At 42.3% G+C, this 14,449-nt stretch carries 10 protein-coding genes and 1 rRNA gene; 7 read left to right on the forward strand and 4 right to left on the reverse strand.

Features of this window, described 5'->3' with window-relative positions:
- A 16S ribosomal RNA gene (locus tag FTU92_RS00005) occupies positions 1-242 on the reverse strand; the annotation flags it as partial.
- Positions 243-788: 546 nt separating this feature from the next.
- On the opposite strand from FTU92_RS00005, the gene FTU92_RS00010 reads away from it, so the two are divergent.
- The 4 genes from FTU92_RS00010 (at position 789) to FTU92_RS00025 (ending at position 4,269) form a co-directional block, all read left to right on the forward strand.
- Entirely contained in the window at positions 789-1,712 is a 924-nt protein-coding gene (locus tag FTU92_RS00010; protein ID WP_180095231.1) for a VacJ family lipoprotein, read from the forward strand.
- A gap of 101 nt (positions 1,713-1,813) precedes the next feature.
- A complete protein-coding gene (gene gigA, locus FTU92_RS00015) occupies positions 1,814-2,782 on the forward strand; it encodes an RsbU family protein phosphatase GigA (RefSeq protein WP_131260741.1) in 969 nt (322 codons plus the stop codon).
- A gap of 113 nt (positions 2,783-2,895) precedes the next feature.
- Positions 2,896-3,423 carry an anti-anti-sigma factor GigB gene (gigB, locus tag FTU92_RS00020; protein ID WP_004975187.1) on the forward strand — a complete coding sequence of 176 codons (528 nt, stop codon included), beginning with the start codon at positions 2,896-2,898 and terminating at the stop codon, positions 3,421-3,423.
- Positions 3,424-3,444: 21 nt separating this feature from the next.
- Positions 3,445-4,269 carry a carbon-nitrogen hydrolase family protein gene (locus FTU92_RS00025; RefSeq protein WP_004975186.1) on the forward strand — a complete coding sequence of 275 codons (825 nt, stop codon included), beginning with the start codon at positions 3,445-3,447 and terminating at the stop codon, positions 4,267-4,269.
- An 80-nt stretch (positions 4,270-4,349) separates the two neighbouring features.
- Here the strand turns inward: FTU92_RS00025 and gspE are convergent, their stop codons facing one another.
- Positions 4,350-5,837, reverse strand: coding sequence for a type II secretion system ATPase GspE (gspE, locus tag FTU92_RS00030; protein WP_004975184.1), 1,488 nt, complete (start codon positions 5,835-5,837; stop codon positions 4,350-4,352).
- Positions 5,838-5,939: 102 nt separating this feature from the next.
- Here gspE and FTU92_RS00035 point away from each other — a divergent pair, with 102 nt between their 5' ends.
- A complete protein-coding gene (locus FTU92_RS00035) occupies positions 5,940-6,761 on the forward strand; it encodes a hypothetical protein (RefSeq protein WP_004975182.1) in 822 nt (273 codons plus the stop codon).
- Between the two features lie 9 nt (positions 6,762-6,770).
- Positions 6,771-7,694: a mechanosensitive ion channel family protein gene (locus tag FTU92_RS00040; protein ID WP_096902425.1), complete on the forward strand. Its 924-nt coding sequence runs from the start codon at positions 6,771-6,773 to the stop codon at positions 7,692-7,694.
- Positions 7,695-7,742: 48 nt separating this feature from the next.
- Here the strand turns inward: FTU92_RS00040 and FTU92_RS00045 are convergent, their stop codons facing one another.
- Complete coding sequence (locus tag FTU92_RS00045; RefSeq protein WP_180095234.1) at positions 7,743-10,754, reverse strand: DUF2339 domain-containing protein; 3,012 nt, start codon at positions 10,752-10,754, stop codon at positions 7,743-7,745.
- 182 nt (positions 10,755-10,936) lie between these two features.
- Between FTU92_RS00045 and polA the strand changes: the two genes are divergently transcribed.
- Positions 10,937-13,696, forward strand: a complete 2,760-nt coding sequence (gene polA / locus FTU92_RS00050; protein WP_004975176.1) for a DNA polymerase I — start codon at positions 10,937-10,939, stop codon at positions 13,694-13,696.
- 162 nt (positions 13,697-13,858) lie between these two features.
- Here polA and FTU92_RS00055 read toward each other — a convergent pair whose 3' ends face one another.
- Complete coding sequence (locus FTU92_RS00055; protein ID WP_004975174.1) at positions 13,859-14,428, reverse strand: YggT family protein; 570 nt, start codon at positions 14,426-14,428, stop codon at positions 13,859-13,861.
- Positions 14,429-14,449 lie beyond the last annotated feature (21 nt).

Consider the following 14,449-nt stretch of genomic DNA (forward strand, 5'->3'; position numbering starts at 1 on the left):
CTAATCCGACTTAGGCTCATCTATTAGCGCAAGGTCATAAAGAGCCCCTGCTTTCTCCCGTAGGACGTATGCGGTATTAGCATCCCTTTCGGAATGTTGTCCCCCACTAATAGGCAGATTCCTAAGCATTACTCACCCGTCCGCCGCTAGCTCAGTTACCGAAGCAACCTTGCCCGCTCGACTTGCATGTGTTAAGCCTGCCGCCAGCGTTCAATCTGAGCCATGATCAAACTCTTCAGTTAAAATCATTTTGAAGCTTTAATCTAAACTTCCAAATCTGGCTCATCAATTCTCTGACTTAAATTTCGCTCAAATAAACTTCGAGTAATTTAAACCAATCAATCAATGAAATATCTTCGATCAATCAATCAGTAAAAATCCACACAAGTTGTTCTTCATAATCTCTTAATGATCTTCTCGATGCTTCGTCAGCATCAAGCTAGGTCGGCTATATTACGCTTTATTTCTAAAGTGTCAACTGGTAATTTAAATTATTTTAAACTTTTTTTCTAAAACCCAACTCAATCATTCTTAACCAAGTCATTGTTTTATCAGAAGTTTTAATCTTCATCACCGCCGATGGATGTGCATTATAGGGCAAATATTTTACCTTGCAAGACTTTTTTCAAAAGAAATATATCGGGTGTTTATTTTTTGTTCATTTTTGCTTTTTCTACACACATTTTGAGCAAATTTGCTTTAATACATCGTTTCAATTAACTGTTACTATATACCCATCGGCGATATAACAGCTTTTGCTTACTCAGATTTAAGCGCTAGGATTCTTTATGTATCAACAAAAATATCTTTGGGTGTGCCTTGTTTCTTTAGGATTCATCACCTCAACACATGCGACAACGCCTTCTACTGAAGAAGTTGCTCAAGAAGAAACTACTGAAGTTATTGCGGCAGACTCATCTTCTGAAACTAAAAGTAGTCGTTTGAATGCGCTTAAAGAATTAAAAAATGTAAAAGCCAAAGATTTAAAAGTGAATGCAAATGCTGCACAACCCGATGAAGTCAAAGACCCACTGCAACCTTTAAACCGTCAGATTTATGCATTCAACGATATGTTAGATCGTAATATCGCGCGTCCACTTGCGGTTCAATATACAAAGAAAGTCCCTGGTGAAGTGCGCGGTTCATATCGTCAATTTCGTAAAAACTTGGGCGAACCTTGGAATGCGGTTAACCAATTGATTCAAGGTCGTCCTTTACGTGCCGCAAAAACTTTAGGTCGTTTTAGTTTAAATACGATTACTACTTTAGGCATGGCTGACCCTGCACGTCGTTTAGGTTTAGACACGGAAGAAGAAAAATTTGGTACAACCTTGGGCTACTACGGTGTCCCTTCAGGGCCTTATGTCATGCTACCAATTTACGGCCCAAGTACTTTCCGTGATGGTTTCGGCACACTTGTAGATGGTCAGGCACGTCCACAAAAATACATTTTAGATGGCAATGACCGTTTATATTGGTCGGAGCAAGTTATGCGCGGCCTAGATACGCGCTCGCAACTCCTAGATGTAGAACAAGTATTACAGGGCGATAAATATGCCGCGATTCGGGATATTTACTTGCAACGTAAAAACTTTGAAATTGCGGAAAAGAAAGGACTCGATGCAGATAGTATTTCTTTTGTAGATGATGAAACCGAAGAACTTTTTGATGATCAAGAAGAAATAAACCCGCCTGAAGAAAGCAAAGAATAATTTGTAAAACATTTTACTCAAGGTGAGTTTTTACTTTCCTTGAGTATTCAGGCATTGTTATAGTAACGCTTTGTTTAGGTTCAGGGTCAACACAAAACTCTATGTATTTCATTCAACCCACACGTGATATTCCATATCTAGAACAGGTGCTCGACACACTTCCTAGTGTGCAAATGATTCACATAGATGACATCAGCTTGTATGACCCAACCATTATTGCAATTGCCGATGTGCAAGATTATTTAACCCATCAATGGGATTTACCTACGATTGTATTGGCCTTTGAAGATGAAGGCACGGCATTGGTACAAGCATGGGAACAAGGTGCTTTAGCAGGTTGGTTGTGGAGTCGTTTACCAGAAAATCCACCACAAGCCTTACGCAAAATAGACGCACAATATAAACGCAATCAAGACAGCCGCGACTTACCTTCAGCTGCTGAACTACAAAAAAAATTACTGCCCAATCCTATCGAACTGTACAACTACCGTGTAGATACGTTATTTAAGCCTTCGGCTTATTTGTCGGGCGATTGGTTTGATTACTGGAAAATCAGTGATAAAGAAATCATGTTCTATTTAGCCGATGTCTCTGGGCATGGTGTAACTAGTAGTTTACTAACGTCTTGGATGGCTGCATTTCATGGTCGCTCCAAAACACCACGCGAGTTGATTAAAAAGTTGAACGGTATGCTGGTTCAAGAAAATATCGAAAAGCATATCACCATGATTAGTGGGATTTTAAATATTGAAACCCACGAACTGCGTTGGTCGAGTGCGGGGCATTATCCACCTGCCATTATTATTGAACCCAATCAGGCACCTAAAATTTTAAATACCAGTAGTTTTCCTTTAGGACTGACTGAAGATTTAGAAGTTGAGGAATTTGAGTGCGTATTAAATAAACAGGCGCGGTTTATTATCTGCTCCGATGGTGCGTTAGAACCTTATAGTGGTGGTTTGAATGAACAGTTTGAACAATTGGTCTTTCACTTGCAAAATCAATCATTCCAAGCCCCCGATCATGTAGCAGATGATATTGCGATCTTGAGTTTGTGTCGAACAAAATAACCAATAAATCAGCCAGTTAACTTCTCAACCCAAGATATACGACTGTAAGCCACTTGAGTCTATATAGTCGCTATGGGATAATTATCTAATCCTTCTCTGCAAATGGCATTTATATGTCAACAGGTCATGTTGAATATGCAAGTTTGAATGGAACGCATATCTTTAAGCTTTTTGGCGAAGTGCGTGCCCAATCTTGTATTAGTCTAGACAAACTACTCAGTAAAATTGAACAGCAATCTAATGTGGTGGGTGCAATTGTAGATTTAACCCAAACTACATTTATTGACAGTACAGTTTTAGGTGTATTGGCTAAGCTAGGCTTAAAACTGAAACAAATCCATAACATTCAGGCAGTTATGCTCTCTACTAATCCAGACATTACTACGCTCGCCAATAGCATGGGCTTAGGACAGGTGTTTGTGATTTTAAATTACTGTGGTGACCCAACTGTCTGCACGCGTGAGCTGGTAGAAGAACACGTCACGCATAGCAATATGCTCACTACGGTATTAGATGCCCATAAAACCCTCATGAAGCTGAATGAAAACAACCAAAATATGTTCGAACCTTTGGTGAAACAGCTACAAAAAGAACAAGATAATCTCGATCAATGTGCTGAGCAAAATCAGCAGAACGCTTGATCTTCACTCAGGAATGCTTTGATGACTTTACTTTCTGTTGCTCAAATGAACTCACAAAATGATATTGAGGAAAACTTCAAAATCATTGAAACATTGATTCAACAAAGTAAAGCCGATGGTGCAGAACTGATCGTTTTTCCAGAAAACTTTGTTTGCTTTGCAGCAGGCAAACAATGCGAAACCGCGGCACAGTTTGAAAGTATTCAACAGCGTTTGGAACAGCTTGCACATCAATATCAAATCTGGATTGTGGCGGGTACATTGCCCTGCCCATATCGCCCTGATGGTTCAACAATTGCAGATGGTCGTGTGCGTACGGTCAGTTTATGTATTAGCCCAGAAAAAACTGAAGCACGTTATGACAAAATTCATTTGTTTGATGTGCAAGTTGGTGACTCTGTTGGTGGTTATCAGGAATCTAAGTTTTTTGAACCCGGCTCTGAAGTCGTTGTGGCGAAAACACCGTTTGGCAACATTGGCTTAATGGTGTGTTATGACTTGCGCTTTCCTGAATTGGCCTTAACTTTACGTGCGCAAGGCGCCAATATTTTAACTGCGCCATCGGCTTTTACTTACACCACAGGTCAAATGCATTGGCAATTGCTCTTGCAGGCGCGTGGCATGGACAGTCAATGTCAGGTTTTAGGTGCAGCCCAACAAGGTTGGCATGGTGAAAAACGTCAGACTTGGGGACATTCAGGCGCTGCCAATTCACGCGGACAGTTATTGTCAATGGTGCAAGACGAAGGTACGCAACTGATTACAGTGCCCTTTGATTTAGATGAACAAAGCAAAATTCGAGAGTCGATGCCGTTAATGCAGCATCGTCGTTTATTGCAATTTTAAAATTGAATTTCAATAAAAAGGGTTGATCAACAATATAGTGATCAACTCTTTGTATTTCTTATCTTAACCTTACTTTTTAGCTATTCAGCCGCTTCATTGGTCACGCGCAGCACTTCTTCCAAAGTGGTTTTACCTGCCAATACCTTACGCAATCCATCTTCACGAATCGAACCTGATTGCTGTCGTGCATAATCTTCCAGTTCATATTCCGCGGCATTGCCATGAATCAAACGGCGCATTGCTTCATCCACAGGGACAATTTCATAAATTGCAGTCCGCCCAGTAAAACCTGTATGTGAGCAATGTTCACAGCCTTTCGGTTGCGGAAGTTTTAAATCGCTTGCATCGGTCACACTTTTAAAGAGTTCTTGTTCAAAGTCATCTGCAGCATGCCATGTGGCGCAGTGCGAACATAAGGTGCGCACTAAACGCTGTGCGATCACCCCAATTAATGAACTTGACAGCAAGAACGGCTCGATGCCCATATCTTTTAAACGGGTGACTGCACCAATGGCCGTATTGGTATGTAGGGTAGACAGTACCAAGTGACCAGTTAAGGAAGCCTGCACTGCAATTTCGGCGGTTTCTAAGTCACGAATCTCCCCCACCATCACCACATCTGGGTCTTGGCGCAGCATGGCTTTTAAAGCACGAGCGAAGGTCATATCCACTTTGGTATTGACCTGTGTTTGCCCAATCCCTTCAAGTTGATATTCAATCGGGTCTTCTGCAGTCAAAATATTTTTAGAACCGTCATTCAGGTCTGACAAAGCTGCATATAAGGTCGTAGTTTTACCCGAACCTGTCGGCCCTGTAACCAAAATAATCCCGTGTGGTCGATGTACCAGTTGCTTTAAGCGCTCATAATCATTTTGCATCAGCCCCAAGTGCGTCATGTTTAAACGACCTGCTTGCTTATCCAGCAAACGCATTACCACCCGCTCACCATGCGAAGATGGCAGCGTTGACACACGTACATCGACCTCACGACCTGCTAGTCTGAGCGAAATACGACCATCTTGAGGGATACGTTTTTCGGCAATATCCAGTTTTGCCATGACTTTAATACGTGACACCAATAAAGGCGCAAGTTCACGGCGCGGTTGCACGATTTCACGCAACTGACCATCGACCCGCAAACGGACTGACAGTTTTTTCTCAAAAGATTCGATATGAATATCCGATGCGCCAACCCGAATCGCTTCAGACAGTAAAGCATTGATTAAACGTACAATCGGTGCATCATCTTCCTGATCCATCAGGTCTTCTGCTTCAGGAACTGAATCTGCCAAACTAAGCAAGTCAGGGTGATCTTCCAATCCCGCAGCGACTTGCTGCGACTCGCCTGTATCACCTGCAAAACTGCTGCTTAATAATTGGTGAAATTCCTGATCGCTACAAAGTTGATGCTGTGCAGGATGCCCCAAAAAACGACGCGCCTCCTGAATGGCAAGCATCGGCGTATTTTCACGACGTACAATAAAGGCATGATCGCCCTCATAACGAATTAACACCCCATGGCGTTTGGCAAAGCTATACGGTATTTGTAATTGTTTCAGTACTTGCATCAGCGATTATAATAATGATGAAAAAATTTAATTTGAGTGTACTCTAAGCGTATGACAGCGTGAAGTCTGTTTTCGCTGATTTATCAAGAAAGGGATAGGCCATTGTCACAAAATCATGAGATTTCAGAAACTGATTCGGCTAAATTAAAATGGTGGGGTGACTATGAGTTTGAGCTCAATCGTCCTAAAACGTGGCAATTTGGCTCACTCTTAGTACGTTTGACCCGTGGTATGCAAGAATGGCGTTTGGAATATTATCGCCCGCAGGTTCAATACGATTATGAACAGCAATGGCATAACATTGATGATCCTGAATTTGCCTTTCCACAACCTGTGAAAATTGAACGCTATATGTTCAAATCTACACAAAGTAAATTACAGCTCATGCCTCGTTTGGCAGACCGTTCAGTGGTGATTAAACCTGTCGATCCAATTTATATTCCTGCGGGGCAACGCGGCACCTTGTATATCAGCACACCGTTGTGGATGTCTGCCTTTGTCGATGGTCAACGTGAACCCATTTTTGATTTGCCGATTATTCGCCCGAAAGATACTTGGTTTGGCCCCAATCATCGTACAGGTGAAATTTGCTATGCCACAGCAGTCGATGGCCGTACCGAATTACATCAATTAAAACCACGTGCATTTCGTGCCGTCACGCCGATTGAATTTCACAACACCAGCAATCAACAATTGCGTTTTGACCGAATGAATGTGCCTGTGCCTGCGCTGCCTTTATTTTTCAGCGAAAGTACAGGTCGTTTATGGACTTCACAAATTAAAGTGATGCATGAAGGTTTAGACCGCCCGCCACGAATTCGGATTGAAAATCGCACCCCGCCACATGCAGGTGAAGTGACCTATTTGCAACCACCGCGTGAAACGGCAGGTGCTTTATTTAATATGTTTGATTCATTTTTCTAAGAGGATGTTATGGCAGATTCCAATATTTCCAAAGAAATCACCAACAGCCTCAAAGGAATTTTTACCAGTATCAATACAGATCGTCTGACCGAAATTTTGGTCGCAATTGTATTGTCTTTGATTGGTTTCTTAATTGCACGTTTTGTTTCCAATACTTTTGTACGCACTATTGGCGCACGTTTTAATGCGCATCAACGCTTAGTTTGGCGACGCGGGATTTTTTACTTTATTTTCCTGCTGTTTGTGATGGCGAGCCTGAAAGAAGCAGGCTTTAAACTCAGCGTGTTTTTAGGTGCAGCGGGTATTTTAACCGTGGCTTTGGGTTTTGCCTCACAAACCTCGGCATCCAATTTAATTAGTGGTATGTTCCTGATTGGCGAAGGTTCTTTTGAAGTGGGCGATACCATTCAAATCACCCTGATTCGCGGACACACCATTGAAGGTGAAGTGATCTCAATTGACTTACTTTCAGTTAAATTGCTGACCCAAGACAATATTTATGTGCGTTTACCCAATGAACAATTGATTCGTGCACCCGTGCATAACTTGTCCAAGTTTCCAATCCGACGTGTGCCCATTACCCTCGCGATTAATTTTCACGAAGATATTATTAAAGTGCGTGAAGTGTTGCTCAGTGTCGCCAATCAATATCCGCTCGTGCTGTCTGACCCTAAACCCGCGGTGACAGTTACAGCTTTCCGTGAATCTTCAATTGAATTGTTGTTTGCGGTGTGGTGTCAGCAAGAAAACTTTTTAAAGGTACGTGATGAAATGCAGGAACGTATCCGTAATGGTTTCCTAGACAACCAAATCGAAATTCCTGTACCCAAAATGGGTTTTGTTGATCATCCTTTATCGCGCCCTTTAAATAATGAAGAACTTGATCAATATGCCAATGCCCAAGCACTGAAACGAGAACCTGACTTAAAGTAATCGTTTCAGTCTTCGACACTTTGCCTCTAACTAAACTTGAGGATCTGCTCAAGCTTTGGAAGACGGCGAAGTGTTGTTTTTTACGAGATCTGGCTCGGGAATTGGGGCAATATATGCAATCAGTAGCATACCTAAACCTGCAGCAAAGAATGACAGCACGCGCATTAAAGTTCCAATATTAGATAAATCTAAAAGCACCAATTTTAAGATCACAATCACCAAAATACTGCTGCCTAAAATCCACAAGGCACGTAATTGTTTCAGACTGGCAATCCACATGGCGATACAAGCCAAACTCACCCAAAGCAAGGTCAAACTGAGCTGCACAGTGGCATCTTGCCAAACAGCAATTTGGTTGATTGGCGTTCCCAAATACAGATGTAAGGCACGTAATAGCACATAACTACTTAGCCACAGTAAACTCAAGACCATAATTACCGCTGCCAAGCCTTGGTCTAAATGGGTTTTGCGTTGCAGATTCAACATCCACAAAATAGCCACCAACATGGCTATACTGACCAAATCAAATGGATTCAAAATAGGCAGTACATAGCCGTAAAATGCGTGTTCAGTCAACAGTTGTGAACATAGCATCCACATCAACATGAAGATTAAATTGCTACGCGCATACCAAAATTTGCGCCAATCTGAATCCGGTTGTTGCCACCAACACCACGCCGCAAAGAGCAATGGTAAAATCACCACGCTGCTATACGGATGCTGTGGTAACAGCGTTAAACTCGCCATCGCCAAAATGGGTAACAGTCCTAAACTCAGCCATTCTTTGTCGCTGCGGACAGTCCATAAAGGACGCAACCACAACACACTGAGCACGCCTGCAAACAAGGCAAATAGCAGACGTTCAGTACCCGAAACCCAATGCACCGCTCCATCATAGCTACGGCTGAATAATAATCCTGCTGCAGTGAGTGAAACAGGCGTTAAACCTAACCATTTGGGCAATAACCATGACCATGTCGCTTGACGAGAAAGTAGTACTTCATTGATGAGTAAATAGATGACCACCACCGCCAAAAGCGTCTGTACGGTTGCAAGTTCTCCATCAAAGTAATCTAAACCTAACCATAGCCATAAACTGGTTGCAGACAACATCATTAAACACAGTACGCTCGTGGTTGCTGTGCTCAGTTGTTGTCTGAAAGCTGCACGGCTGTTGGAAAACACCACAACCGTGGCATAACTTAGGCTCAGTACCCAATAAATACTGCGCTCGAAATAAGGCAACTCTACTAAATAATACAGCCCAGATAAGCCCGCTACGGCAAACAAACCTAGTGCCAAATAACGGCTAATTTTAGAATATTGAATAAAGGCAAAAATAAACACAGCCACGCCTTGTAATGCCCAACCAATGACACTCCATTGTTCAGGCAGTAAAATAGGTGGAATCAACACACTAAAAATCAGCATCAAACTGAAATAACTTTGTGCAATAAATTGTGTCTGCCGATGCTGTTTGGTCAGCCAATACAAACCTGCAAAAACCACCGCAAATAACAAACTAAAGGCTGCCTGCTCTGCTGTTTCTTCAAAATACATCAGATATAAACAGGCATAACCGACAATGGGTGCGCCAAAAATCAAGGCAAGGTCTAAAATAGGTTTCAGCTGAAACGTGGCGACATCTTCCTGTGCCAAAAGCTGACTAAAGCGAAAACCCAACCAAATAAAAATAGCCGCATGCGCCAAAACTAAAAGCGTTAGCACCTGCCTTTCAAAGATATAACCATGATAAAAGGCATAGCTGCCACCCACCACAACCGTCATTAAAAACGCAATTTGATTTAAATATTTCCACGGACGTAAACTACTTAAAATGGCAACCGAAATATTAATCAGCAAATAATAGGCAATAAATTCAATGGCTGTTGCATTACGAACAGGTAAAGTAAACGGTGCGAAATACGCAATCAGCATTGCCATGAGGGCAAGTTCGACTGATTGTTGTTTTAAACTCAGCCAGAGCGTGAGCAACATCACCACAATAAAACACAGACTGGCGATAGCTAAATTTGGAATGACCAAATTGTAATAGGCAAAAAATAAGGTCAGACACAGCCCAGCCAACCCCAAACCTTGCACACCCAAAGCAAAGCTGCGATTTTTGTTGCGTAACAGATAACCGAATACTGTCACTGCTGCACTCACGCCAGCAACGAACAAAAGTTTCACTGCCAAACTAAATTGCCAATGTTCAGTAGCAAAACGTAGCAGTAACACCACGCCTATGAGTAACACTACAATTGCTGCTTTTAATACAGGATTACCATGTATCAGCCATGATTGAGCTTGTTGCAATAAACTGTTACTTGATGAGCGCGACTGAGTTGCAAAAGGTGCAACAGACCTTGAGGATTTGGCTAAATCTGGAGCTGAATATTCTTGATGTAGATACTCTTGGTCTTGATATGGATAAGAAACTTGAGCTGCTTGTTCCCGAACAGAATTCGGCTCGCTCGATAATGTGGAATCAGATTGAATAGCGATGGTTTCAGGTTGAGAAGCGGTTGATATAACACCATCATCCACATTTGCCTTAACTGATGAAAGACTTGCATCAACTTCAGATGTATTGGCTAAAATATGCTCTGCGAATTGCGTTTGAACCTTTTTCTCTTGAGCATTGGTCTTTTGAGGATAGCTCTTTTGAGCATGCGCCTGAAGCTTAGCGGCACTTTGTAATTGCTGTAATTGATACAGTCCTTGCTCCAAACGCTGCAACCATCGCAACAACATAAAAATCCATGCACTTAAAGCAATAGATGTCAGTAAATACCTATCCAGCAATATTCCTAAAAAAGCAATAAAAGCGGCGATATATAAAGGAGTTTTAGAGCTTTGGCGTTGTACTTGTGACTGTGCATCCACAACCTGTTCCAGTGAGTTCTGCACTCGTCCCACAAAAAACATCACGCTGACCACCGCAGCAACTGCACAGATATAACTCAGCATCGGCACACCGAGCCACCATGCGCCAATTGAAATTATGATTAATAGCATGAACCAAATGATTCGAATTTCATTCTGCCCTGTCTGCATTGCTCTTCATTTTATTGATATTGTCATGGCTCCGATCATACAACAGACAGCACGATTCTGAATCAGGATTCATCAGCAATTCGGTAACTGTGCGTCTGCAACACTTGCCTTAAAAATCAGTTTCTGCGACAACTGCAAAAATCACGTACAATAAACTGCTTATTTGCAGAAGGAATCAATCCATGCCACCATTTGTCTTGGTCGATGGCTCATATTTTCTATTTCGTGCCTTTCACGCACTACCACCATTAACCACGTCAACTGGTTTACATACCAATGCTATTCGTGGCGCGATCTCTGCGATTCAAAAGTTGATGCGTCGTACTCAGCCTACTCACATGGCGGTAATTTTTGATACGCCTGAGCCGACTTTCCGTCACGAACTATCGCCAATTTATAAAGGTGACCGCCCAAGTATGCCTGAGGAACTTTCTCAGCAAATTCCATACTTACATGCTTTAATTCGTGCTTTGGGTATTCCACTTTACATGCTACCAGGCGCAGAAGCCGATGATATTATTGGAACTTTAGCCAAACGTGCCGAAGCCGAAGGACAGCAAGTACTGATTTCTACGGGCGATAAAGACATGGCGCAGTTGGTGACTGAAAAAGTTACCCTTGAAGACAGCTTCAAAGAAAAGCCAATGGATATTCAGGCTGTATTTGACAAGTTTGGCGTATGGCCGCATCAAATTATTGATTATCTGACCCTCATGGGTGATGCTTCCGATGGTATTATGGGCGTGCCCGGCATTGGCGCCAAAACTGCTGCAAAACTACTGACCGAATATGGCTCGATTGGTGCGATTTTAGAAAATGTCGATCATATTAAAGGCAAAGTCGGACAAAATATTAAAGACAATGCCGATGGCATCGCGCTAGATCATCAACTCGCCAGCATTGTTTGTGACCTTGATCTGAACTTTGGTTATGCCGATCTAAAACTACAAGACCCTAATGTTGAAGCCTTACGCAATTTATATACCGAGCTAGAATTCCGTAATCAATTACAATCGCTCGATCATCCAAATAATCCAAATAACAGCAATTATAAACAAGCTGCAAAAACAGTCGCCGCACCGACAGCCAATGAAATTGAAACTGAAGATCAAGCCACGCAAAGCAGTGTTGATGATCAACTCGGTGCAGCAACATACCACACCATTTTAGATCAGGCGCATTGGGATGCTTTGCTGCAACGCTTGCAAACTGCACAGCGTTTTGCCTTTGATACAGAAACCACCAGTCTGGATTATCGCGTTGCAGAAATTGTTGGTTTTTCTATCGCGTTCGATGCCAAAGATGCCTATTACGTACCTTTGGCGCATGATTATGAGGGCGCACCACAGCAGCTCAACCGTGATCAGGTTTTGGCACAAATCAAACCTATTTTAGAAAATAATGCGGTGGATAAAATTGGGCATCATTTAAAATATGATGCGCATGTGCTTGAAAATCACGGTATTCATTTACAAGGTTGGTATTTCGATACCATGTTGGCATCTTATGTGCTTAACTCTGTCGCAACCCGTCACGGCATGGATGATGTGGCACGCTTATATTTAAGCCACCTGACCACATCTTATGAGCAAATTGCAGGCAAAGGCGTCAAGCAAAAAACTTTCAATCAAATTGAAATTGAAACGGCTGCGCACTACGCTGCAGAAGATGCGCATGTTACGTATCGTTTATATGAAGTGCTGTCTGCGAAGCTACAAAAGCATCCTGAATTGGTCAATATTTTGCACAACATCGAAATGCCTGTGGCGCGTGTGCTGACCAGTATGGAAGAAAATGGCATTCAGCTTGATCTGAAATTTTTAGATCAATTGGGTGTCGATTTTTCCCAAACCATGCAAGATTTGGAAAACCAAATTGTAGAATTGGCAGGTGAAAACTTTAATGTCAGCTCACCGAAACAAGTGGGCGAAATCCTGTTTGATAAACTCGGACTCAAAGGCGGCAAGAAAACCGCAACAGGTCAATACAGTACCAGTGAAAGTGTTTTGGAAAAAATTGAGCATCCGATCAGTAGTTTAATTTTAGACTACCGTGGTTTATCTAAACTCAAAAGCACCTATACCGATGGCTTACTGAAACAAGCCAACAACGATACGCATCGAGTGCATACCAGTTATCACCAAGCTTTGACTGCAACAGGGCGTTTATCTTCTACTGATCCAAACTTACAAAACATTCCAATTCGTACCGAAATTGGTCGTCAAATTCGTAAAGCCTTTGTCGCACCTGAAGGTCGCGTGTTGCTGGCAGCCGACTACTCGCAAATCGAATTGCGTTTAATGGCACATTTTTCACAAGATGATGCCCTACTCGATGCCTTTAACCATGGACAAGACGTGCACCGCCGTACTGCGGCAGAAGTCTTGGGTATTGCCTTAGAAGACGTAACCTCAGATCAGCGTCGTCAGGCCAAAGCTGTAAACTTCGGTCTGCTCTACGGCATGTCGGAATTTGGCTTAATTCGTCAGCTTGGGTTTACCCGTGAAGAATCACAAAACTACATCAAGCAATACTTCCAGCGTTATCCGGGCATTTATGAATATATGCAACGTACCCGCCAAGTCGCGCTAGAACAAGGTTTTGTAGAAACTATTTTAGGTCGTCGCCTCTATACGCCAGATATTGCTGCACGTAATATGATGGTACGTAAAGCGGCAGAACGTGCGGCAATTAACGCGCCATTACAAGGCTCTGCAGCTGATATTATTAAAATGGCGATGATTGAAGTCGACAAAATGTTACCGCAAGCGCAAGCCAAAATGTTGCTGCAAGTACACGATGAATTGGTATTTGAAGTCGATGCAGATGCGGCAGATGAACTCGCGCCGAAGTTGGCAGAAGTCATGCAATCTGTGGTGGAAATTTCTGTACCATTGGTGGTGGAAGTCGGAAAAGGCAATAACTGGGATGAAGCGCACTAAAGTCGTTGCGCTCTCTTTTTCCAGCACCTTCCTTCGCCTAGAAGGAGGTCAGGATGCAGGTTATTTGTATTTCTGAAGACTCATTAAGGTCGTCAGCCCAAACTTAAACTACAAAAAAAGGACTCAAATCGAGTCCTTTTTAATGTTTTAGGATAATGCGACTTATAAGCCAGTCAGCAATACAATCGCTACCTGATTCATAATAATTTCAGCGATATATAAAGCCAAAAATGCAATAATTGGCGACAAATCAATCATGCCCATGTTCGGCAATAAACGACGAAATGGTGCTAATAACGGCTCTGCCAACTCTTGAATCACCTCAATATAAGGGCCACGAGATTGAGTAAACATCACCACCCAACTCAAAATAATGGTGGCAAAAATCAAATAACGACAGAAACGGATTAAATCCTGAATCATGGTCACAAAAGTCAGAATCAGTAAGTGAATTGGACTATTCGGCATCGCACCATTGAGATACATAACACCAAAAATTTTGAGTAGATACAACACCACCAACAAAGCCAAGGCTGCAGAGTTAACTCGACCTTTGCCAACCGTTGGAAAAATACGTCCAAATACATCTACAATTTTGGTGGCTTTAATGGTTGAAAGCACCACAGGGTTATAAGGACTCACCGCTGCCAATTGCATTAAGAAACGGAAGAATACGAGCAAAATCGCTACGTTAATGATAATGCCAAAAATTAGCGCAGAATTTGCACCCATACTTAAACTTTCCTAAAATTT

This window comes from Acinetobacter sp. YH12205, from assembly GCF_013418125.1.
Lineage (GTDB): Bacteria > Pseudomonadota > Gammaproteobacteria > Pseudomonadales > Moraxellaceae > Acinetobacter > Acinetobacter towneri.